At 67.4% G+C, this 21688-nt stretch carries 22 protein-coding genes and 1 pseudogene; 14 read left to right on the forward strand and 9 right to left on the reverse strand.

The window, feature by feature from the left end:
- From DEU38_RS26710 to DEU38_RS26720, 3 genes are all read right to left on the reverse strand, one after another.
- Nucleotides 1–1662, reverse strand: coding sequence for an aldehyde dehydrogenase family protein (locus DEU38_RS26710; protein ID WP_114724389.1), 1662 nt, complete (start codon nucleotides 1660–1662; stop codon nucleotides 1–3).
- 181 nt (nucleotides 1663–1843) lie between these two features.
- Entirely contained in the window at nucleotides 1844–2785 is a 942-nt protein-coding gene (locus DEU38_RS26715) for a helix-turn-helix domain-containing protein (RefSeq protein ID WP_114724415.1), read from the reverse strand.
- A 53-nt stretch (nucleotides 2786–2838) separates the two neighbouring features.
- Nucleotides 2839–4032, reverse strand: a complete 1194-nt coding sequence (locus DEU38_RS26720; RefSeq protein ID WP_114724416.1) for a thiolase family protein — start codon at nucleotides 4030–4032, stop codon at nucleotides 2839–2841.
- Between the two features lie 92 nt (nucleotides 4033–4124).
- On the opposite strand from DEU38_RS26720, the gene DEU38_RS26725 reads away from it, so the two are divergent.
- From DEU38_RS26725 to DEU38_RS26735, 3 genes are all read left to right on the forward strand, one after another.
- Nucleotides 4125–5687 carry a class I adenylate-forming enzyme family protein gene (locus DEU38_RS26725; protein ID WP_181818961.1) on the forward strand — a complete coding sequence of 521 codons (1563 nt, stop codon included), beginning with the start codon at nucleotides 4125–4127 and terminating at the stop codon, nucleotides 5685–5687.
- A 44-nt stretch (nucleotides 5688–5731) separates the two neighbouring features.
- A complete protein-coding gene (locus DEU38_RS26730) occupies nucleotides 5732–6697 on the forward strand; it encodes a nitronate monooxygenase family protein (RefSeq protein WP_114724391.1) in 966 nt (321 codons plus the stop codon).
- A 322-nt stretch (nucleotides 6698–7019) separates the two neighbouring features.
- The gene (locus DEU38_RS26735) at nucleotides 7020–7271 is read left to right on the forward strand and encodes a hypothetical protein (RefSeq protein WP_114724392.1); all 252 of its coding nucleotides are present in this window, start codon (nucleotides 7020–7022) and stop codon (nucleotides 7269–7271) included.
- A gap of 138 nt (nucleotides 7272–7409) precedes the next feature.
- Here the strand turns inward: DEU38_RS26735 and DEU38_RS26740 are convergent, their stop codons facing one another.
- Nucleotides 7410–7913, reverse strand: coding sequence for a DUF2004 domain-containing protein (locus DEU38_RS26740; protein WP_114724393.1), 504 nt, complete (start codon nucleotides 7911–7913; stop codon nucleotides 7410–7412).
- Between the two features lie 46 nt (nucleotides 7914–7959).
- On the opposite strand from DEU38_RS26740, the gene DEU38_RS26745 reads away from it, so the two are divergent.
- The 6 genes from DEU38_RS26745 to DEU38_RS26770 are packed head-to-tail and all read left to right on the forward strand — an operon-like array spanning nucleotide 7960 to nucleotide 13208.
- Nucleotides 7960–8490: a TetR-like C-terminal domain-containing protein gene (locus DEU38_RS26745; protein WP_181818962.1), complete on the forward strand. Its 531-nt coding sequence runs from the start codon at nucleotides 7960–7962 to the stop codon at nucleotides 8488–8490.
- Nucleotides 8477–9535, forward strand: coding sequence for an ankyrin repeat domain-containing protein (locus tag DEU38_RS26750; RefSeq protein ID WP_114724395.1), 1059 nt, complete (start codon nucleotides 8477–8479; stop codon nucleotides 9533–9535). Before DEU38_RS26745 ends, DEU38_RS26750 begins: the two co-directional genes overlap by 14 nt.
- The gene (locus DEU38_RS26755) at nucleotides 9525–10094 is read left to right on the forward strand and encodes a DUF4274 domain-containing protein (protein WP_114724396.1); all 570 of its coding nucleotides are present in this window, start codon (nucleotides 9525–9527) and stop codon (nucleotides 10092–10094) included. Before DEU38_RS26750 ends, DEU38_RS26755 begins: the two co-directional genes overlap by 11 nt.
- Complete coding sequence (locus tag DEU38_RS26760) at nucleotides 10091–11101, forward strand: hypothetical protein (RefSeq protein ID WP_114724397.1); 1011 nt, start codon at nucleotides 10091–10093, stop codon at nucleotides 11099–11101. Before DEU38_RS26755 ends, DEU38_RS26760 begins: the two co-directional genes overlap by 4 nt.
- Before the next feature lie 45 nt (nucleotides 11102–11146).
- Nucleotides 11147–12343: a hypothetical protein gene (locus DEU38_RS26765; protein ID WP_147283592.1), complete on the forward strand. Its 1197-nt coding sequence runs from the start codon at nucleotides 11147–11149 to the stop codon at nucleotides 12341–12343.
- Nucleotides 12336–13208, forward strand: a complete 873-nt coding sequence (locus DEU38_RS26770) for a hypothetical protein (protein ID WP_114724399.1) — start codon at nucleotides 12336–12338, stop codon at nucleotides 13206–13208. The genes DEU38_RS26765 and DEU38_RS26770 overlap by 8 nt, the downstream gene beginning before the upstream one ends.
- A 46-nt stretch (nucleotides 13209–13254) precedes the next feature.
- Here DEU38_RS26770 and DEU38_RS26775 read toward each other — a convergent pair whose 3' ends face one another.
- From DEU38_RS26775 to DEU38_RS26790, 4 genes are all read right to left on the reverse strand, one after another.
- Nucleotides 13255–14358 (reverse strand): alpha/beta hydrolase, encoded by a 1104-nt coding sequence (locus DEU38_RS26775; protein ID WP_114724400.1) that lies wholly within the window; start codon nucleotides 14356–14358, stop codon nucleotides 13255–13257.
- 544 nt (nucleotides 14359–14902) lie between these two features.
- A complete protein-coding gene (locus tag DEU38_RS26780; protein ID WP_114724401.1) occupies nucleotides 14903–15391 on the reverse strand; it encodes a hypothetical protein in 489 nt (162 codons plus the stop codon).
- A gap of 64 nt (nucleotides 15392–15455) precedes the next feature.
- Nucleotides 15456–15956 (reverse strand): hypothetical protein, encoded by a 501-nt coding sequence (locus DEU38_RS26785; protein WP_114724402.1) that lies wholly within the window; start codon nucleotides 15954–15956, stop codon nucleotides 15456–15458.
- Nucleotides 15957–16025: 69 nt separating this feature from the next.
- On the reverse strand, nucleotides 16026–16376 hold the full coding sequence (locus tag DEU38_RS26790) for a hypothetical protein (protein ID WP_114724403.1): 351 nt from the start codon (nucleotides 16374–16376) through the stop codon (nucleotides 16026–16028).
- 116 nt (nucleotides 16377–16492) lie between these two features.
- On the opposite strand from DEU38_RS26790, the pseudogene DEU38_RS26795 reads away from it, so the two are divergent.
- Nucleotides 16493–16966 (forward strand): annotated as a pseudogene (locus DEU38_RS26795) (transposase); the annotation flags it as partial.
- Nucleotides 16967–17215: 249 nt separating this feature from the next.
- The gene (locus DEU38_RS26800; RefSeq protein WP_114724405.1) at nucleotides 17216–17428 is read left to right on the forward strand and encodes a DUF2182 domain-containing protein; all 213 of its coding nucleotides are present in this window, start codon (nucleotides 17216–17218) and stop codon (nucleotides 17426–17428) included.
- 65 nt (nucleotides 17429–17493) lie between these two features.
- Here the strand turns inward: DEU38_RS26800 and DEU38_RS26805 are convergent, their stop codons facing one another.
- Complete coding sequence (locus DEU38_RS26805; protein ID WP_114724406.1) at nucleotides 17494–17967, reverse strand: hypothetical protein; 474 nt, start codon at nucleotides 17965–17967, stop codon at nucleotides 17494–17496.
- Between the two features lie 264 nt (nucleotides 17968–18231).
- Here DEU38_RS26805 and DEU38_RS26810 point away from each other — a divergent pair, with 264 nt between their 5' ends.
- The 3 genes from DEU38_RS26810 to DEU38_RS26820 all read left to right on the forward strand — a co-directional run bounded on the left by DEU38_RS26810 (nucleotide 18232) and on the right by DEU38_RS26820 (nucleotide 20868).
- Nucleotides 18232–19026 (forward strand): polymer-forming cytoskeletal protein, encoded by a 795-nt coding sequence (locus tag DEU38_RS26810; protein WP_114724407.1) that lies wholly within the window; start codon nucleotides 18232–18234, stop codon nucleotides 19024–19026.
- Nucleotides 19027–19114: 88 nt separating this feature from the next.
- A complete protein-coding gene (locus tag DEU38_RS26815) occupies nucleotides 19115–19975 on the forward strand; it encodes a DUF1707 domain-containing protein (RefSeq protein ID WP_114724408.1) in 861 nt (286 codons plus the stop codon).
- A 2-nt stretch (nucleotides 19976–19977) separates the two neighbouring features.
- Nucleotides 19978–20868 (forward strand): DUF1707 domain-containing protein, encoded by an 891-nt coding sequence (locus tag DEU38_RS26820; protein ID WP_114724409.1) that lies wholly within the window; start codon nucleotides 19978–19980, stop codon nucleotides 20866–20868.
- Nucleotides 20869–21688 lie beyond the last annotated feature (820 nt).

Below are 21688 nucleotides of genomic sequence, written 5' to 3' on the forward strand. Positions count from 1 at the left end.
TCACTCGCCCCCGACCTGGCGACGATCCTGGACGATGCGGAATCGCCCGGCGACGAAGGACTCGTCGGTGAGGGTCGCGTTGCCCGCCGGGTTGAGGCCGGTGACGTGGTAGTCGCTGTAGGCGGCCGCGAACTGCATGGGCATCGAGGACACCAGATTCGCCGACAGGGAGGCGCCGGCATCGGCGTACGCATCGGCCACCTCGTCGACGACGGCGTCATCGGTGCAGTAGAGGTACGAGCTGATCGCGCCGTGACTGCGGACGCTCGCGGTCGCGTGCTCCACCGCGGACGCGGTGTCAGCGCAATCGACGAGGAATGCGACCGGGCCGAACTGTTCGCCGTCGGGAAGCGTTGCGCCCCGACGCGGGTCGACCCGGATGACCAGCGGAGTCACCGCCCGGGCCTGGGGGTAGTCCGGATGCGCGTACGGCACCGGCCTGCGGAGCAGAGTCCCGTTCGCCTCGGCCGCGTCGGCGAGCGCGGTGATCGAGTGCAGCGTCGCGTCGGACTGCAGCGCCCCGCAGACCGCTCCGGCGCGGCGGGGTGCGCCGGCGAGGTCGTCGATCGCGGACAGGAGTGCCTCGATCACGTCATCTCGTGCGATCACGCCGTCGTCGGTGAGCACCCCCGCGTCGGGGATGTAGATGTTCTGGGGTGTGGTGCACATCTGGCCGCTGAAGAGCGAGAGACCGCCGGCGAGCGTGCGCATGGCCGCCGACAGGTCGGAAACGGAATCGAGGACAACGGTGTTGACGCCCGCGGTCTCGGTGAACACCAGGGTGTTCGGGAGGTTCTGTTCCAGCCACGACCCGAACGTGGGGCTGCCGGTGAAGTCGACGATCCGCACGTCGGGGCTGGTGGCCAGCTTCACCGCGACGGGGGCGTCCGCAGTGTCGACGACGAGCTGGACGGCGTCGGCCGGCAGCTGCGCCTCGACCAGCACCTCGCGCATCACGCCCACCGCGAGCGCGGTCGCGAGCACCGAGCGGGGATGCGGTTTGACGAGGACCGGATTTCCCGTCGCGAGGTTGGCGAGGATCGCCGGGTAGGCGTTCCAGGCCGGGAACGAGGCGCAGGCGACGACGAGGGCGGTGCCGAGCGGGCGGGCGCGGAATCGCTTCTGCAGGGTCACGTCCGACTTGCCGAATCTCTGCTGCCACGTCACCTGTTCGGGGACCCGAGTCATGGCCGACCAGGCCATCGCCACTGCCTCCAGGCCGCGGTCGAGCGCGTTGGTTCCGCTCCCGCTGCAGGCCATGTTGAGGCTCTGTCCGGTGGTGTGCGAGGTGACGGCCGCAAACTCCTGGCCGCGGCGGTGAATCCGGTGCAGAGCCTCGAGGCACACGCCGACCCGCAGCTCGACACCTGCGTCGCGGAGGGCGGCGGCGGTGGCGGCCGCACCCTCGAGCGCTTCGTCCACGGACGGCGCGCTGTAGGTGACGTTGAGCGCCTTCCCGGTGTACGGCGATACCTCGTCGGCGGTGATCACCGAGTCGGTGGGAGACGAAAGCTTCAGGGTGGCACCGTCATAGGCGCCGACGAGGACGTCGGACTGCGCGGCGTCGGGCGGGGCGATGGGCGCATATCCGGTCCACGCGGCGCGGGTGCGGTTGGCCTCCGCCGCGGCCTGCAGCAGTTCGAGGTGGGATTCGAAGAACATGGGCGCTCGTTCCTGTGTCAACAGAGTTGTGGCGATCAGTCAGTCATCGGGGTGGGACCCTCCGCCGAGGGCAGCCGCCTCGTTTGACCGAAGTAACTACTGTTATTGAAGTGAACCAGCACACAGCATGGGTTGTCAACGGTCGACCACGTCGAACCGCTCGATGGAGAGGGTGCTGCGTCTAGCGCGGGAGCTGGGTGCCGAACGGAAAGGGTTCGAAGCGCACGGACGTGCGCTCGAGCCTGGCCTCACACCCGCGGCAGCGCAGTGCCGGGAGCAGCCAGGAGCCACAGTCGCGGTGGCGGAGCTTCGGGCCGAGTGGGAGCTCGTCGGGATGCGCGACCTGTGTCCACGACAGCAGGAACGCAAAGATCGGGAACAGCCCTCGGCCACGCGGGGTCAACACGTAGTCGCGACCGGTGCCGTGTTCGCTCCGGGTGAGAATCTGCACCTCGGACAACCGCACCAGTCGCTCGGTGAGCGTCGTCGGCGAGATCTTCAGGATCGACTGGAACTCGCCGAATCGGCGAACCCCCGACAGCGCCAAGCCCGTGACAAGGGCGCTCCAGCGGTCACCGATCGCCTCCATGACCTCGGTGAACTGCAGGTCGGCCCGGCTCACCGACGGGGCGTTACGAGTCGATCGCCGGCGCCCGCTCCGGGCCACGAGAACCAGCGATTCGGGGTCCAGTTCGAGTTGCGCATCCCGCGTGCCCACGGCGCCGTCGCAGTGCCGGCACATCAACGCCGGTGGCCCCCGGTGGCCGCAGTCGATGTGCACCAACTCGGGTTGCAGCAGCCCCTCCGGGGACCACTCGCGCTGCCAGGCCCAGACGCTGGCCAGGATCTCCCACGTCGCCATGCCGAGTTCGGTCAGGAGGTAGTCGTGGCGGTCGCCGCCGTCCTGTTGCGGCCGGCGCTCCATCAGCCCGGCCTCTACCAGCGCGTTCAGTCGGGCCGTCAGCATGGCCGGTGGAGCGCCGGTACGGTCGATCCACTGGCTGAAGCGCCGCACATGATCGACGAAGGCCTCGCGCAGGATGGCGAGAGTCAGCCGGTCACCGAGCAGGTCGATCGTCTGGGCAACCGGGCTCTGAGGCGCGGCGGCCCCGGATTCGGCCACGTCACCCACCTCCAGGCACTGCCCGCGACGATCGCATCCTGTCGGATCGTCTGTCAGGCCTCCAACACAATAGCGATGCCCTGGCCCACTCCGATGCACGCAGCCGCGACCCCGATTCCCCCGCCGAGCCGGCGCAGATGACGCAGGCAATCGACCACCATTCGGGCCGCCGATGCACCGAGCGGATGACCCAGAGCGATGGCGCCGCCGAACGGGTTGACCCGATCTACCGGGATGCCGGGCAGTTCACGAAGGCAGGACAGGACCATCGCGGCGAACGCCTCGTTGAGCTCGAGCACTCGAACGTCGGCAAGCCCGAGACCCGCACGGTCCAGGGCCTTCCCGATGGCGGCCACGGGCGCCAGCGCGAACTTGTCGGGCTCGGTGCCGACGACCGCCGAGGCCAGCACCCGGCCGAGTGGTTCGACACCGAGGTCGTCGGCAGCGGCTCCGGTGCCGACCAGGGCCGCGACCGCTCCGTCACTGATCGGCGACGAATTCCCGGCGGTGACGCTGCCGCCGCTGGAGAAGGCGGGCCGCAGGGCGGACAGGGTCGCGAGGTCGGTCTCGCGGATCGATTCGTCGCGGTCGAGGTTCGGGTGCGGCGCGACGAAGCCGTCGTGCACACCGTCCGCCCACGCCCGGCCCGCCAGCTCATGGGACCGAAGCGCCCATTCGTCCTGCTCGAGCCGGCCGACGCCCACCTGCTGCGCCACCAGTTCCGCCGATCTGCCGAGCGTCTCGACCCAGGCCGCGGGGAATCGGGGGTTCGGCATGCGCCACCCGACGGTGGTGGGGATCAGCTCCATCGACCGAGGAAACGCGGTGTCCACCGGCGGAAGTACGTACGGAGCGCGGCTCATGCTCTCCGAGCCGCCGGCGATCGCGATCTCGGCGTCGCCCACTTCGACACGCCTGACCGCAGACAACACCGCCTCGGCGCCGGAACCACACAGCCGGTTGACCGAAACCCCGGGAATCGTGTGGGGAAGCCCCGCGAGCAGCAACGCCATCCGGGCCACGTTCCGATTGTCCTCGCCCGCGCCGTTGGCATTTCCCCAGACGACGTCGTCGATGCGGCCGGGATCGAGCGTGGGGTGCCTGCGGACCAGGTCCGCGATCGGAAGCGCGGCCAGGTCGTCGGCCCGGACGTGCGAGAGCGCCCCTCTGACCGCGCCGAACGGGGTCCGGACTGCATCGATCACCCACGGTGCGCGTCGGTCGGATGGGGACAGGCGTCGGGTCATGCGGGACTCCTCCTCTGCGGGCTGGGCGGCCCTTGCGAAAACCCGCCCGGTCGTTGTCTACTTCAATAACTGTAGCGAATGGAGGGAGTCCCATGTCCATAGCCGAGGTGGTTCGAACCGCGGCCGATCGGTACGGGCCCGCGATCGCGATCCAGGACAACTGCGAGTCTCGAACGTTCACCGAACTGTCGGACCGGGCACACGCGCTGGCCGGGGGCCTGCACGGTCTCGGCATCGCGGCGGGGAGCCGGGTCGTGGTCCTACTCGGCAACTCCGCCGCCGCGGTCGAGGTCGATCTCGCGCTGGCGATCGGCGGGTTCGTCCGGGTCTCGCTCAATCCACGTGTGGGCCGGACGGATTGGGAACGCGTCGTCCACGACTGCGAACCGGACGCGCTGATCGTCGACCCGCGGATAGACGGCGCGGCCGAGTTCGCCGCCCGGACGACCACGCCGACCGTGATCTCCGTCGGCGGGACGTCGTCGACCGGGCCTTCGGTCGACGAGTTGGCGACCGGTATCGCGGGCCGCGCCCCGTTACCCACACCCGAACCGAGTTCGCTGTGCGCGCTGCACTATTCGTCCGGGACCACCGGGATCCCCAAGGGCGCCCAGCGGACCCACGCGAACCGGCTGGCCTCGCTGGACGCGATGCGCGCCCACGTGCTCGCCGGCACCCTCGACGGAGCCGAGCCGGCGGTGTTCCTGCACGCGGGCCCCGTCATTCACACCAGCGGCTTGTTCGTGCTGCCGTTCCTCGAGGCCGGCGGGCGGCAGGTGCTGCTCGATCACGTCGGCCCCGCGGGTCTGATCGACGCCGTCGAGGCCCACTCCGCGACGCACACCGCGCTGGTGCCCACAGTCATCGCCCGACTGCTGGACTTCGACGACGATCGGCTGTCGGTGATGCGACGACGCATGCGCATGCTCGCGTATGCGGGCGCACCGATGCCGGTCGAGCACGTCCGGCAGGCGTATCACCGCATCACGCCCAATCTCGTGCAGTACTACGGAATGGTCGAGGCGATCCCACCCCTGACGGTGCTGACCGCAGCGGACCACCGCCGTGGCGTGCTCGAGAACGCCGACCTGCTCGGCTCGGTGGGGCGGACATGCCCGGGGGTGGACATCGCGTTCCGCGCCCTCGACGACACCGTCCTCGACGGCGAGGTCGGCGAGCTCGTCGTCACCGGCCCCGCCGTCAGCCCCGGCTATCACAATGCCGGCACGCGAACGGATTTGGGCAAGAGCCACGTCGACGGCCACCTGCACTCGGGCGACCTCGGCTACCGCGACCCGGACGGCTACATCCACCTGACCGGCCGCAGCAAGGACATGATCATCACCGGCGGATACAACGTCTATCCCCGCGAGGTGGAGGAGGCGATCTCCGCGATCCCCGGCGTCGACGACGTCGTCGTCGTCGGGCTGCCGGACGAGGTGTGGGGGCAACGCATCGTCGCCGCGTACACCTCGGGGGCCGCGGAGAGAATCGACGGCGGCGTCGTGCTGGCGGAGAGTCGCAGCCGTCTGCCCGACTACAAACGCCCCAAGGCCGCGCACCGCGTCGAGCGTCTCCCGTTGACCGCGCTGGGCAAGGTGGATCGGGCGGCGGCCACCGAGTTGCTCGACGTCCTCGTCCGAGCCACATCGTGAACGCACGCACACACTTTCACCGACATATCCCCACAGAGGACACCATGACCGACTCGTTCCTGACCACCCTGCGTCTGCCCGTCGTCGCGGCACCGATGTTCCTGGTGTCCGGCCCGGAACTCGTCACCGCCGCCTGCACCGCCGGCATCGTCGGCTCCTTCCCGACCCAGAACTGCCGTACCGCAGCGGATCTCGACACCTGGATGGGATCGATCACCGATCAGCTCCGCGCGGCGGAGGCCACCACAGCCCCGGTCGCCCCGTGGGCGGCAAACGTGATCACGCACAGCAGCAATGCCCGCCTCGCGGACGATCTGCGCCTCATCGCCGAGTACAAGCCGCAGATCGTCATCACCGCACTCGGGTCCCCGAAGCCCGTGATGGACATCGTCAAGGGCTACGGCGGCACGGTGATCGCCGACGTCGTGAACCTGCGCCTCGCGCACAAGGCCGCCGACGCGGGCGTGGACGGCATGGCCTGCGTGTCGGCCGGCGCAGGCGGACACACGGGCCACCTGTCGCCCTTCGCGTTCACGTCGGCCGTGCGCGAGTTCTTCGACGGGATGATCATCATCGGCGGCGGCATCAGCGACGGGCACGGTGTCGCGGGTGCGATCACCGCCGGCGCCGACCTGGTCTACATGGGCACCCGGTTCCTGGCGGCCGCGGAGAGCATGGCCGTGGACGGGTACAAGCAGATGATCGTCGACGCCGGGCCCGACGACCTCGTGGTCAGTTCCGCGATCACCGGCACCCCGGCGTCCTGGCTCAAGCCCAGCCTCGTCGCCTGCGGACTCGACCCCGACAACCTGACACGCCCGTCCGGAGAAAAGAACTACTCCGCGGGTGCGGAATCGATGAAGCGCTGGAAGGACGTCTGGGCCGCCGGCCAAGGGCTCCAGCCCATCCGCGCGATCGAACCGGTGAGCGCGATCGTCGAGACGATCGAAAGGGAGTACGTCGCGGCGCTGCAGCGGGCGAGTCAGGTGATCACGACCTCCGTGCGTTGAGTTCCGCGGGGATAGTCGAATCTTCTCCGCCATGGCTTCTCTGCCGAACCTCCTGCCCGCCTTCAATTCTGGGAGTGCGATAGAGACCTGCGGGGTGGCGGCTTCGCTCCGGCGCACCGCTCGAGCGAATGAACAGCGGGCACGTCTCACTCACGAATTTGCCGGGGCCCGGAACCCCATCAACTCGGAAGAGCCGCCGAAGGCGGCGGAAAGAACCAATCTGTGCATTCTTCTGTGGGCTGCACGGTGCTGCGATAGCGTCCGCGAATCGGGAGTCGATGCCAACCGTCGGTATCGAACGCGACTACACGGGAGCATGCCAATGAATCGCCGTTTTGCTGCGAGTCTGATGTTCGTCACCGCGGGAATCTTGATGGTGCCCGCGGCCGGCGCTGCCTCGGCGGCTACGCAGGGGGTCGGGTCCGTCTACTGCGCCTCCGGTGAAGTCAAGTCCGAAGATGGTTTGTCCTGCGCCACGACGGACATCAATGGGGAAATGGGCACCGGCTCCAGCGTATTCGGCATTGACCTCACCGACCTCGTGTCGCTGATCGGGTCGATCGCGAGCAGCTGAGCGCGGCAGGCGGTGCGATTCGCATCGCGCCATGTCCCGGCCCGGGTGCGGATCCGCAAGGATCCGTGCCCGCGCCGGGACATGCCGGATCGAGGCAGACATCGCGAAGCCAGGTGGGACGGGTCCCGGTCCCCGGGATCAACTTTCGTGGTGAACGGTAACGGCGCCGTTCCGATCCCACACGGCGACAAGCAGTTGGTCAGTGGGCTTGTCAGCACCGATCGCGAAGTCGAGTGCGAGGACACGTTCCGTCGCCGCCGGGCTGATCGTGATACCGACGAGGACCAGATGGTCGAGGAAGACGCCGTCGGTGACAACCTCACCGGTGTCCACGTCGAACAAGTCGCACACCATCTCTTCGGGAATCTCCTCGAGATGAAAGCCGCGAAACAATGAACTTGTCGACTGGGGATCGGTCAGCTCAGCGGCGAAAGCAACGAAGGCCGCAGCGACCAAAGTCTGCACATCGCTGAGAGCCACTTCTGCCTTGTCGAGTTCGCTCTGGTTCAGAGTCTCATCACCCTGAATCCAATACCAGGCACCCACTCCGAATCCGTCTATGCCGGCGGGGAGCATGGCGCCGGCCAACGCGTCGTCGCCGAAATCGAGGGGGCCCGCGAACCGGCTCGTCATTTGATTCATGATCCGATCGTGCCATCCATCCGGGACGGGAAGCCGCGCCGCCCAGTTGATCTGGCGCCCGGACGGATCGAAGGCCCGACGATCAGGACCCAACGACTTCCCTTACACTGGTCCGGCAATGAAGCTCAATGGGGGGACGACCGGTCGTCCGAGGGCCGCCACGACCGATCCGACCGAAGACACCGGCTCACTCGCGGAGGATCTGCTCGTCATCGCGCGGGCACAGCGCGAGATGTACAACGACCCGCTCGCCGAGGGGCTGCTGCCGCTGATCCTCGATTCCTGCTTTCGGGATCCGATCACCGCAGATGCCTTCTCGGAGCAGTTCATCCATCGCCAACGCGCGGCGACCGTCAAGGTGCTGGAGAAAGCGATCGTGCGCGGCGAGATCCAACTTTGCGCGCCCATGCTGTTCCGTGCGGCACTTCCGGGCATGGCGCCGATCGACGAGGACTTCGAACGTGCGATCGTCGCATCGGTCCTCAGAGACCTGGGAGTCGCGAACGCGGAAGACGCGGTCGCTCAGGCCGTCCGGCAGATGGACCCGCTGCAAGGAGGACATCGTGGCGAAGCGTAAGACCCTGCCGAAGGAGTTCGACGAGATGCTGGAGACCGCATCGCTCGACGATCTGAAGGCGGTGTTCGACAGGACGATGGTCGATGCCCGCGGCGGATCCGGCAAGCAGACCGCCCTCGGATTCGTCGAGTGCCCGGACGAGCTGATCGTCTGGCTGGTCGAGCAGGGACTCGATGTCGATGCCGCGGACCTTTATGAGGACACCCCACTCTGGACGAGAGCATCGAGAGGTCGCGCGGAGCAGATCCCGCTCCTGCTGTCGCTCGGGGCGGACATTCAACGACCGAACCGGTACGGCGAGTCGCCGCTGCACGCGGCCACGGGAGGCCAACGCCCCGACGCGACGAGGGTGCTGCTCGAACACGGCGCCGATGCCCGAATCCTGAACGGCAGGGGCGAGACACCGATGCTCGCCGGCCTCCGACGCACGCAGAACTTCTTCATCCCGGGCATGGCCCGCGTCGCGAAGCTACTCCTCGACGCCGGGGATCCCGTGACCGAGGAGATGCGGGCCGCGGTGACCCGGATCGGCACGGAGTTCGAGTTCCACCGGGACAACTTCAACCCCGACTTCCTCGACGAGACCGAGGCCGGCCTCGCGGAGCTCTACCGGTTGTTCGGCGTCACGCCTGTTGCCGGGCGTCGGCGACACGACGGCGTCTCGCCGATCGCGGTTCCCGCGGGCGCGTGGCAGGACCAGCATCAGGCGCTCTGGGAGTTGCTGGTGCCGTCGAACGGCCCTGCGGCGACCGTGCAGGGCGAGGTGGTCCGCCTCACCGGACGGATCGCGCGGGAGATCCTCGACGACGGAAGCCCGAACTGGGGCCGCGACTTCAGGAACATGCTCGCTGCGCTGCCCGAGCACTACGCGAGCGGCACCCCGCTCCCGGCCGGCGAACTGCAGGAGGCCCAAAGCCTCTCGCGGGCCTTGAAATCCGGCGACGGGGATGACGCGCAGGTGTATCGCCTGAGCGAACTCGCGGTCGCGTGGGTCGCATTGAATCCGATATCGGTACCGCTGGGGAAGGTGAACTATGGGCGTTGATTTCGACGAACTGGAGCTGCGTCTGATGCGCGAGTTCCTGGAGAGAGCGTCCGCGACCGAGTGGTTGGTGACCGCACTCGCGACGAACTACGACGGCAAGTCCGAGCTGATCGCATGGATGGCCGCGCATCCGAAGCTCGATCGTGCCACCGCGGCGGCCTTGTACTGGTACTCCCAGCCCGGTTACTACCAGAGGTTCCGCAGCGAGGCCGATGTGCCGTCGGTCAATCGCGCGGGATGGGCGAATGTGCATGTGCTGCAGGACCGTGTCGTCTCCGGCACGGTGGCGGGCGCCGGTGCGTCGTTCGACCCGGCGAACGATCTCTCGACTCCGACCGGGAATCCGAAGCACCCCGGCCAGGACTGGACGGCGGAAGCGCTGGGCGCACAAGACGATCCGGGATGGCTGATCCCTCCGGTGATGTTCGAGTCCGTCACCGGAGACGACGTCGACATCCGCGGATACGTGGAGTCCCACGGATGGAACGAGGGGATGCCGCCTTCCGTGCTCGATGCGCTCGAAGCTGCATGGCGGGACGACGACGAGGACGAGGAATGATGACTTGCTATGCGGAAGTCGAGAGCTCCGTTCGTGAGTGTGCAACCCACGCTACGGCCGAGGCGCAGGCCGCATTCGGGCTCGCGGTCACGCGGGAGCTCCTCACAGCGGATGGCGTGGCGGCGGCAGCGGCAGCAGAGCTGACGGAGGCCGGGGCACGCGCCGTCAGCGCGGCGGCCGACGGAGCAGGTACGGCGTCTGCCGAGCAGATTCGGGTATGGATCGAGGAGATCGACGAGGGCGATCTGTCGGACGGCGACATGGATCCGGATCTCCTGCGCGCGATCACCGCGCTGGAGACGTGGGCCGCCTATCTGGAGGATCGATCGCCGGAGCGGATCGCCGCACTGGGTATCGCGCTGCTCGAGCAGGCGGACTTCCAGGCAAGTGGGGCGCCGTTGGATGACTTCCTCGCGCCGCCGGAGACTCGGCAGGCGTTCGAGTGGATTCGTGCGTCGCTCACCGAGCCGGCGATGCATGGAAACGAGCCACCGGCTGTGTTCGAGAACAGCATCACGATCGACGGGGCGGACAAGGCGGCTGTCCGGCAGGCATTCGTCGATGGGGCGGTGTCGCGTCGCCTGCGGATCACGGGCATGATCGCGCTCCCGATCGCGCTGCTCGTCGGCATTGTGTCGGCGGTGTCGGGTCACCCCATCGGGGTGTTCGCGTTCGGGGTGATCGCCGCCCTCATCCTGCTGCTTGTCGTCTTCGTGGTCATCCTTCGTCGCATTGCCGCGAAGGCGGTCGACGACGCCATGAGTGTCGGATCGCGACTCACCGTGCGGATCGATGCGGACGGGCTGGGGTTGGGCGGCGGGTTCGGCTCATCGCGTGCGCCGTGGAATTCGCTCTCCGACGCGGTGCGCATCAAGGACGGCATCGTGTTTCGGAACATGGCGGGGAAGGCGGCGTTCTTCGTGCCGGGTCGCGCGCTCGACGACACCGCACTTGCACTGGCCGAGACGTACATCGATCGGGATCGGACACGGACCGGAGATGAGTGACGAGGGTCGCGATCAGACATGGCGTGATGACAAGGAGTGCGTCGCGTGAGCGAGACGTGCGACTGGGCTCGGCTCTTCCATGCCTATGGCGTGGCGATGGACACGCCCGCTCATCTGGAGGCGTTGGCGGGTGCCGACGAGACAGCGTTCTCGACGGCGATGGAGCATCTGTACAGTGCGGTGCTGCATCAGGGCACCATCTACCCGGCGACGGCACCCGCGGTTGCCGCTGTTGCACAAGCCGTGTCGTTCTGGAGCGGCGATGCGGACCGCAAGACCGCCTCAGCGCGCCTGCCTGCGCTGGCGGATTTCCTCGATGCGGCGGGCGACAGTCTGACCCAGGCCGGGGAGCTGGTCGAGGACGAAAGCGAGGTCGTGCCGCCTTCGGACGAGGAGGCACGCGAGTTCTTCGAGACGCTGGCGTCCGACGATGAAGAAGAATCGGAGGAGGCGTGGGAGTCGCCTGTGGCAGGCGTGCTCATGACCCTCGCCATCCCGGCGCTCCGGCAGCAGACGAACCCGGTCCTGGAGGGTCTGCTTCAGCTCATGGGATCGGATGCCGTTGCCCACAAGGCTGGGGCGGTGAGCGCGCTGGCGCGGTGGAACGGCAACTCCACCGCGCTGTATCAGCACCGAGTCGCCGCAGCGCTGTGTTCCTTCGCCGACAGCGCCACGGAGCGTGACGACCGGGCCGCGGCTGTTCTCGCTCTCGGCACCGTCGGAGCCGACGTCAGCGGCTGGCTCGCCGACGCCGACCCGGCGATCCGCGCGTGTGCCGCAATGCATCTGCCGTCTTCCGGGCAGGCGGCGGAAGAACTCGTTCGTGCGTTGACTCAGCCGGAAGAGGTCGACCAGTGGTTCGAACAGAAACCGAGCAGCTTTCCCATGCACGTCCGGTTCACGCTGCTGAACTCGCTCCTGCAACGGGAAACGTCCTTCGCCGCGATCCTGCCGGCGGCCGTTGCGATGGCGCAGCTTTCGACCCCGTACACGGCCGACAACGACTGGGGGCCGTTGCTTCGTGCCGCGTTCCCCGAGGTCGAGTTCGTTCCGGGCGAGTACCCACCGGTACCCGAGAACATCGGCGCGCCTCAGCGACAGTTCCTCGCGGCTTTGGTGGCGAACGAGAAGTTGTGGGGAACGAACATCGGCAACGCGGGTCTGGCGCTCATGCGCGTCGGCCTGCCGTATGACCGAGATGCGATCATGTTGCTGCTCAACGACGGGACCGGAGATGAGTGACGAGGGTCGCGACCAGGCGTGGCGGGACGAGCTGATCCGCCGGGGCGGCAGCATCCATCAGGACGAGGCGGAGCCGCTCAGCGATGAGGAGGACGCCGTCCAGCAGGCAGGCATCGATCGGTACCTCGCGATGCTCGATGCTCTCGACGGGCAGGCCGTCGAGGCGGAAACCGTCGAGGCGATCCTGTGGTCGTTGCACCCGCTCGACGACTACGGCATCTACGAGGCCGCCTACGGTGTTCTCTCGCAAGCCGATCCGGCAACGGGCGGAGCCGCCACCGCCCGGGTGCTGCCGAACTGGCTGGAGTCGCGCGGGGATCACGACAGCATCCGCACCGGCTCGATGTTCGTCACGGGTAGCGAGGACGCGACCCGCGCGTTTCTCACGGCGACCGACACCTGGGGCGATGCGCAACGCGCGCTCGTGCGCCGAACGCTCGGCCGCTGGGTCCGTGACGACGAGCAGTGGGAACCGATCCACGAGGCACTCGGCGGCACGAACAGGAAGCCGGTGCTCGACCCGATCCCGGACGACTGGCCCGAGGACTGGAGATCCGCCGCCGAGGCGTTCCGCGAGAGCGGTCGGGTCGATCGCGCCTGGACGAACGAGAAGGACTTCCCGAGCAACTTCGACCGCGTGTTCGCGATCATGGAGCTCGGCCACGGCGTGCGCTGGCGGGAGGTGCCCGACTTCCTCAACGCGCTACTCATGCGTCGGAGGAACGAACTCCCGAAGTTCATCGGTGCGCTCGCCGCGCTGCCCGACGATCGCCGCGAACGCATCGTCCTGGCCGTCGACGCCGCGCGCCCGGACACCGCCGAGTACCTGCGCGGGCTCTTGGAAGACCGCGAACGCCGCAGCTGATCGACGAATACCAGGCCTGTCGAAGGGCTCATCCCGGTCGCCGGGATCAACTTTCGTGGTGAACGGAGCTGTCCGACCCCAGCCGGCGGGATGCCGGGGAACTGATCGCAGGGCTGAACAGTGCCTGCCGCAGCGCGGACGCGGCCCGGCCCATTGCTTCAGGGCCTGATCGTCCAACGCCGACCATGTTCGCGAAGGAGTGGATGAGTCTGCGTTCGATGACATGCTCTACCGCGACACCTGCGTCGCGCAGTTTTTCGGCGTACTCATTGCCCTCGTCGCGCAAAGGATCGAACCCGGCGGTCACCACGTAGGCGGGCGGCAGTCCGGTGAGGTCACCGTAGATCGGGGACAGTAGCGGGTCTGTCCGGCTAGTCCCGGCGGTGACATAGCTGTCCTCGCTGGTGGCCACGAAACGTTTGGACAGGAAGAACCCGCTCGCATAGGTCGATCGGCTGGGGCGTCTGACGGCGAAATCCACCACCGGGTAGATCAGCAGCTGGAATACGGGCGGTACCGCAACTTCCCCCTGAACGGCGCGCTGAGCGAGCACCGTGGCGAGATTTCCACCCGAGCTGTCGCCACCGACGGCAATTCGGGTTGGGTCGATGCCGAGGCCGGTCGCGTTGGCGGTCACGAACGAGTACGCGGTCTCGACGTCGGCGCCAGCGGCGGGGAAGGGAAACTCGGGGGCGAGCCGGTAGTCGACCGCCACGACGCGGATGCCCGCCCGCTCCGCGAGGAAGCGGCACATCGCGTCATGGCTGTCGAGGTCGCCGTACACGAAGCCGCCGCCGTGGACGAAAAACAGGGCAGGGGATGCCGTGGCCAGACCGCGCGGGGTGTAGAACCGCAACCGGAGCGGACCAACTGGCCCGTCGATGTCGAGATCGGTGGCCGCGCCGATCGGCAGGTCCCCACCGACGGTTCTGGCGCTGCGGACGAGTGCGCGACGCCCCTCCGGGATCGGCTGTTCGTCGAATGGCTTGCCCTCGACCCTTTGCAGCCTGAGAATCAGCTGCATCTCGGCGTCGAGGATGTTGCCCTCGACCTCCACGGGCTGCCCCGCCAGGCGCCGGATGGCGCCGGAAGGCAGCGCCAGCAGGGCCTGTGCCGTGCGCCGTTTTGCGGAGTCGATCGCCCCAGCCATACGGGAGAGTCTATCGGCTGAACAGCGGATAGGTGAGGTGTTGGTCGCGCGTGACTGCGAGCGCTGCCGGAGCGCAATTGCTCGGGTCGGGAAGTTTCGACTTGCACAGGAGTCGGCAGCAAATCTAGCCAGAACTCAGACCAACAGGTGGCCGATTTCAGTCATCCGCGCAGGTTAGGGCCAGTCGATCAACACGTCGAGCTTGTCAATCAAGGTGGGTCATCTTGCTAGTTTCGCTTCATCTCAACAACAGCTGCAGGTTCGGATCTACTTGTCCGAGCCACCTGGTGGAGACCGAGAGTAAGCGTGGCCGCGCGGCACAGTGCCTCCAGCGCTCATACTCGGCGCGCCGGCGGGCATGATCCGCCGCTGTTCCTGGCCACATCTGCGATCGCCACTTCTTTGGGGCGACGCGCTGACGGCGCTGATGCTCCCCGCCTTCGAGCTGAACGGAGAGTTCCAGAGCGCCATGGCCGTCGAGCATGCCTGAGCCGACGAAGTCGGGCAGACGCCGGCCGCGTCTCAGCGCGATCCGAACTGAGCCTCAGCGACCGAAGAGACGGCCGAAGAACCCGCCCCGGCCCGACGCGAGCGGCGCCCACTCGAGATTCCACAGCTCCTCGACCGTGATCCCGGCGAGGCGGCAGACGAACTCCAGGTGCGCGTCCTCCGGGTCGTCCTCGGTCTCGAACACCGCCTCGGCGTCGATCGGGGCGCCGAGGTCTTCGGCGACCTCGCGCTCGGCGAGCACTCGGAGGCGGGGGTCGTCGCCGAACGACTGGACCACGTAGACGTCGCTCGTGCCACCGAGGGTGACGAGCACCGTTCCCGCGGGCGGCCCGGAGAGCTGCGGAAGCTGCTGGAGATCGAGACCGGGATCCACGAGCAGCACGTGCGCGCCGACCTGCGCGGCCGACGGGCCGGCCGCGGTGCTGCGGCTCGCGCCGTCGAAGTCGGTGGTCGATTCGGCGTCAGCTCCGAAGGCCGGGAGGTCGGTGTTCGGCACGAAGCCCAGCATGAAGTTCATCGACATTGCGACAGCCTAACGACCGGGGACGACAGTTCCCCGGATCGAGAAGCAGCCGGGTTGGCGCGCGCTACTCGCGGTCTGCCCGCCCGTCCGCGTACTGCGCGACCACGCGGTCACGCCATGCGCGGAAGTCGTCGAAGTTGCCGGCGAGCGCCTGCCGTAGCTCGGCGGCGCTGTTCACCCAGTCGATGTCCTCCTGATCGGGCACATCTTCCGGGGCATGGTTGGCGCCGGGGACGAGGTAGGTCGGATTGCCCTGCAGATTGGCGATGAGGAACCCCGCCGCGACGCACAGCTCATAGATGAACGTCGTCTCCTCGTCCGACAGCGAGGCGTGATCGATCCCACCGCTCAACGGCTCCTCCTGATCGAGCGGGTCGAGGTGCAGGTCGGTCCAATGCCCGTCGAACGAGAGCGCCTGCCCGTCCGCATCGACGAGAAGCGAACCTCGGCCGGCGCTTCCCGCCGCGCGCAGGCCGCGCGTCTCGAGGAAGGCGGCGACGGCATCGCGATCCGCGTCGCGCTGCTCGTCTCCGTGGACGCGTACGAAGATCAGTGAGAATCCCATGCCCGGAATACTGTGCCATCGCGCGCACCTCGGCAAGGAAGACAATGACGGTCGCGGACGATGCCCTGCTCACACAGTGCGAGCTACCGAGACGGCACCTCGCTGCGGATCCCAGAGCATCAGGCCATGGCTCAGTGCCACCTCCATCAGGACGCCTGTGTAGCGCGCAACCGCCGAATGCGGGGCATGAATGATGATCCATGCGGTCTCGCCATCTCGACCCGAACTCGCGATCAGTGCGTTGTCAGGATCCGTCGCCTCACCCGGAAAGAGGGCAGCGATCTCCGCAAGGACCGCCTCTGCGTCGAAGTCCCCCATCGCCGGATGTCCATGTTCCTGGGTAATTGCATGCCAGGCGTCGAGGACCATAGCGGTCTTCGTCGTCGCAGCGCGTTTCCAGATACCGAAGTCGTAGCTCATTCACACTCCAATGACGCGTCAGTGTCCTGCTGGCGATCCAACCATCGAACACCAGGCGAGGCAGGCGCAACACTCTTGGTTCATGCTGCCGCCAAGCGGATGCGGGCCGACTCGACCACCCCGGCGCAGAGTTGCGGGTCACCGGCCACGACGGGCTGCGGCTGACCGCGTTCGTCACCACCATCTGCTGCCATTTGCCGGATCTGGAACTGCGGCGCCAGCATCGGGCCCACTGCGAGGACCGCATCCGGACCGCGAAAGAATTTGGACCACAGAACCTTCCGCTACACGGATCCGATCAGAACCGGATCTGGCGGGCGATCGTGGAGCCGGTCTGCGAGTTGACAGCGTGGACGCAACTGTTCGCATTCGAGGGCCACCCTGACCGACGGTGGGAACCCGAACAGCCACGGCTGCAGACTTTTTCGATTGCCGGGCGCATCACCCTGCACGCCCTCCGCATCCATCTACGATTGTCCACGCACGCACCGCAGGTCGACCTACTGACCGCCGGACTCAGGCGCCTCGCGGCACTGCCGACACCGATCCGAAACCGCTCAGGCCAGCACGCGGGGCTCGAGAAAGATTGAGGCTAGGTCTCCGATCGAACGAGAAACCCGCCGGGGGTAGGTTCCGGACGAACTTCTCCGATCGTCCCGCGACATCAACGTCTTTCACGACAGATGACCGCGAAATCCGGCCGTAGACGGCCGTTCCCACGGGCCGTGCGTCACAGGGTCGATCATCCGGCGGATCAGGGATGTTCTGTACTCAGGTGGTCGCTGACGGTGTCCGCGATGTCGCCGAGGACCTCGAGTTGCTGAGGGGTGAGCAGGTCGATGAAGCAGTGCCGTACGCTCGGCGCCTACTGCGTGGGCTGCTGCTGGATCCTGATGGGATTGCTGTTCGTCGGCGGCGTGATGAACCTTCTGTGGATCGCGGCGATCGCCATCTTCGTCCTGCTGGAGAAGATGATCCCGTTCGGTGACGTGAGTGGACGGTTCGCGGGCGCAGCGATGATCCTGGTCGGCGCGTTGAGTTTGGGCCTGTGAGGCGCGCGGCACTCATCCGGGTGACTCGACCGCGTCGGCGTCCACAACGTCCCCGGGAACTACAGCTAGTCGTGCTGGAAAAGGTGGTCATAGCCGATGGCGAAGGTGAGGTCGGACGGTTCCACCATCACCGTGCGCCGGTCACCGACCTGCGGTCGCACGCTACCTGTGGGCACCTCACAGCCCGCGTCGAACGTGTCAAAACCCGGGCCACTGATACGGACCGTCAGTTCGGCGATGTCCTGGCCCTCGTCGCTGCCCCGGATCCGGTTGACGGCGAGGATCTCCGCCGTCGCCGCGATCCCGGAGGCCCGGAATCGCTTTTCGTCCCAGCGCCACCCGTAAGTACTGACTGCAAGCCCGATTCCGATCGGGAGGGTGAAGACTCCCCACCACAGGCCGGTCGCCAGCGAACCGTCGGCCCACCCGGCGATCGGCCCGGCCAGGATGAGACCACCCGCGATCGAATACGTCATCACCCCGCCGGCGGGACCGATGAGCTCGACCTGTCGCGGCCCCTCCGCGTTCTTGTTGGACACCTCGACACCCTATGTGTGGCACCACGCTTACAACGCGCCATTCGTTTCCCGGGCGCGGATCCGGCCAGCGGGAAATTCTTGTACGCGGGCTCCCCGCCCCGCCACGTGTCCTGTTTATCGATCGCCGAACGCGACACTGGATCGAGAGCTGCGGAATGGGAAGGCCAGGGGAGAATGTTCGCCGCCAGCCTCCTCATGCCGGCGAGCCGTCTTGTGCCCCGGCTGAGCTGTGCGTGGGGACGGAGACCAGAAGCGAAGGACGACATGACCGGCAAGCACTTCGAGCTGACCGACGAAACGCGAAACTACTTCGGCCGCAACCTGAATCGCATCCGTGCCACACGCGACATGCCACGGTACGGCGTCCGCAAGGGCGACGTCGGAGGGTGGGTTGAATGCGAGCGCAATGTCTCCGGGTACGCGTGGGTGTCAGGCGACGCGAGGGTGTTTGGCGACGCATGGGTATCCGACAACGCGGAGATCTCAGGCAACGCGGAGGCCTCAGGCAACGCGAGGGTGTCCGGCAACGCGGTGGTTTCCGGAGACGCGCGGGTGCACGGCGACGCGCGGGTATACGGCGATGCCGAGGTGTACGGCGATGCCACCGTGTTCGGCAACGCGGACGTGTCCGGAGACGCGACGGTGCACGGCGAGGCGAGGATATTCGGCGACGCCGAGGTCGAAGGCAACGCCAGCGTGTACGGCAACGCGGACGTGTCCGGCGATGCGAGGGTATCCGGCCACGCCGAGGTGTACGGCCGAGCAACTGTCACCGAGCGCCAGGACATCCTCGTCGTCTACCCCATCGGCTCCCAGTCCGTCGCCGCGACTCTCACCCGCACCGCCGCCGGCCACAACTTATCGGTCGGGTGTTGGCATGGCGGCACCATCGACACACTGCCTGCAGAGGTAGATCGGCGCTCACAGACGTGGCCAGGATCAGAGCAAGATCATGCCCGCTGGCGCGCCGAGCACGAGGCGCTGGAGGCGCTGTGCCGGGCGCGTATCGCTGGGTGGAAGCGTACGGACGAAGGCCCTGCTACCGACTGTCCTGTTTGACGATCGCGACCAACGGTAGTCCGTGGTCCGGGCACCCCTGATCGCCTCGGTGTCGTCGGTGTCACAGCACGTTTCCTAGGATCGGGGCGTGCCCGATTCAAGATCACCCAAGACCCGGGCGCGGGACATCGACCGCGCGGAGACCTGCAGCCTGCTCGACGCTGCGTACGGGGACGGTCAGCTCGGTGTCGACGACTACGAGGCGCGCACCGCGGCCGCGATGCACGCGGAGACGCTCGGCGATCTGTGGGCACTCACCGAGGATCTGCAGGTCCCAGACCATCTTCGCGAGTCGCCGGAGTCGCCCGCCGACGAGGCCGGACAGTCGCACCGCCGTGGCCTCGTCCTGGCCGCGATGCTCGTTTCGGCGGTGGTGGTCTGCGGCGTCATCGGCTACCTGCTGTCCAGCAGTGTTGCCGGTGGTGACCAGTCGACCGATGGTTCAGGATCGACTGCTGCCCAGCCTGCGGCGGCCGGTGAACCGGACCCGATCGCGGTCGAGCCGATCAACCTGCACACCGCCGACGGCATCCGCGAGTTCGTGCGATTGTTCGAACTGCAGTTCCGCGACACGATCGCCGACGATGTCGATCTGTACCGGGACGACGCCATCGTCGTGCGGATGGTTCCCCAGCAGCCGCACCGGTACCTGCGGTGGCGGTTCACCGGCGGGTTCGAGCAGTGGACCAACCTGCCCGGTCTCCGGGATCGGGATCGGGAGACGGTCGACCTCGCTCAGCTCGATGCCGACCGCATCGGTGGCCTGATCACCGGCGCGCTCCAACAGGTGCATCTGCCCAGCGGACGCATCGATCGTGTCGCGATCCGCGCCAACGACGGCCAGTCGCTCGTCACCGTGTACGTCGTGGACAACGACGAGTCCAGAGGGAACGTGACAGCGACACTCGGCGGCGAGATCGTGGAAGTCCAGACCGCACGGCAGGGGTGACCATGGCGACCAACCGCCGCCGACGGGCGACGACCGTGCCGGTACGTGCTCGGGACATCGACCGGGCCGACGCCCTCGCCCTCCTCGACGCCTCCTACGAGACCGGGCAGCTGAGCCCCGACGAACACCGGTCGCGCGTCGAATCCGCCGCCACCGCAGCGACCCTCGACGAACTCGACCGGCTCGTCGGTGACCTGCAGCTCACCGACGAGGTCGTCGGGAGAACACGGTTCACGCCGCCACCCCCGGACCCGCAGCCCGCGCCGTCGACTTCCACTGTGTCGGCTTCCACTGCGTCGACCTTTCCGGGATCCACGCCACGGCGCCGCGCCGTGGTCCTGGCCGGGGCAGCGCTCGCAGGGGGGCTGCTGTTCGTGACGCTGGTGGGCAAGGCGCCCGACTCGGGAACGAACTGGGCGGCGCCGGAGACCTCGGACAGCTCGGCGCTGTTCACGTTGGCAGGGTTCGGGCAGATGCTCGACGACATCCAGCGTGAGTTCGGCGACCTCGTCGTCGACCGCATCACCATCTACCCTGACCGCGCCGAAATAGAGCGACCCATCGAGGGTAAGCCCGGCCAGGACCAGAGCTACCGCTACCAACTCATCTCCGGTACAGGAGAACTCACCGACCAGGGCACGTCCTCGCGTAGCAGTGACGCGGTCCCCAACGATCTCACTCCGCTCCGGCAAAACCTGCCACGTGTGATCGGGCTGTTCTCCGGAGCAGACCGCACCCTCCGGGTCGAGAACCCGACCTCGGCGCACGTGATCATCGGAGCGAGCGGGCCGATCGTCGAGATGAACCTGACGAACGACGAGCAGGGCACGACGGGCTACCTCAGCGTCGGGTTCGACGGGGTCATCCGACGCATCTACCGATCGGACCAGTGAGCGCGGACCAGCTTCACGCGATGTCGCGGGTACGGGTGACCCACCAGCCCAGGCCGCTTTCTCGAATGAGCTCGACAAAGTTCAACGGCACGGCCCACAAGATCATCTGTATGTCATTGGTGGTTCAGCCCGCTGACAGTTGCTGATGGCCCGAAGGTGCCCAACATGGGTGTCCTGTTTGACGATCGGTGAGCGGGACTGGGACAGGTCGTAAGAAGGCGGGCAAAACCACGACCTCAAGTGCAAATTGGCGATTCAGACGAAGCGCCGTTGAGCTTCGACATCCAAGCGACGCTCATCATGCTCACCTACGCAGGATGCCGGCGCACCTCCCGACTGCGAGCGTGGCCGGTGCCCGGTCGCTGTAGATTGCGGCCGCGGCATCGGCCGACAGAGGCTTCGAGGCGTCGATCCATTCCCGTTTCCCCGGCGCGCGGAACCGCTCCAGGTAGGCCGCCCGATCCACCGCCGTGAAGGCTTCTGCAATCGCGGCACTGAGCCCAGGGATGGACGTCAGGACGTTCCGACGAAAGACGCCCGGGAACCCCCCACCGCCTTACCCGTCACGTCAGCTCCCCTCCACAGTCATGATGCACCAAGTCCGACCGCCCTCGGCCAGATCCACGACGAGCGCCCATGGACCAGCACGAAGGACACCCGGCGATCGTCGTCGCAACCGCGCTGCAAGGGGGAACGTGACACCTCAGGCGTGGTTCGTGCCGTGATCGGCGAACTCGGCAAAGCTCTCCACCTGGTCAAGGTCCGGGTCGAGGGCGCGGGCGAGCCAGAGTTCGTACCAGTCGAGGAACGTCAGCGGCTC

The sequence above is a fragment of the Rhodococcus sp. AG1013 genome (assembly GCF_003350365.1).
In the GTDB taxonomy this organism is placed as follows: domain Bacteria; phylum Actinomycetota; class Actinomycetes; order Mycobacteriales; family Mycobacteriaceae; genus Prescottella.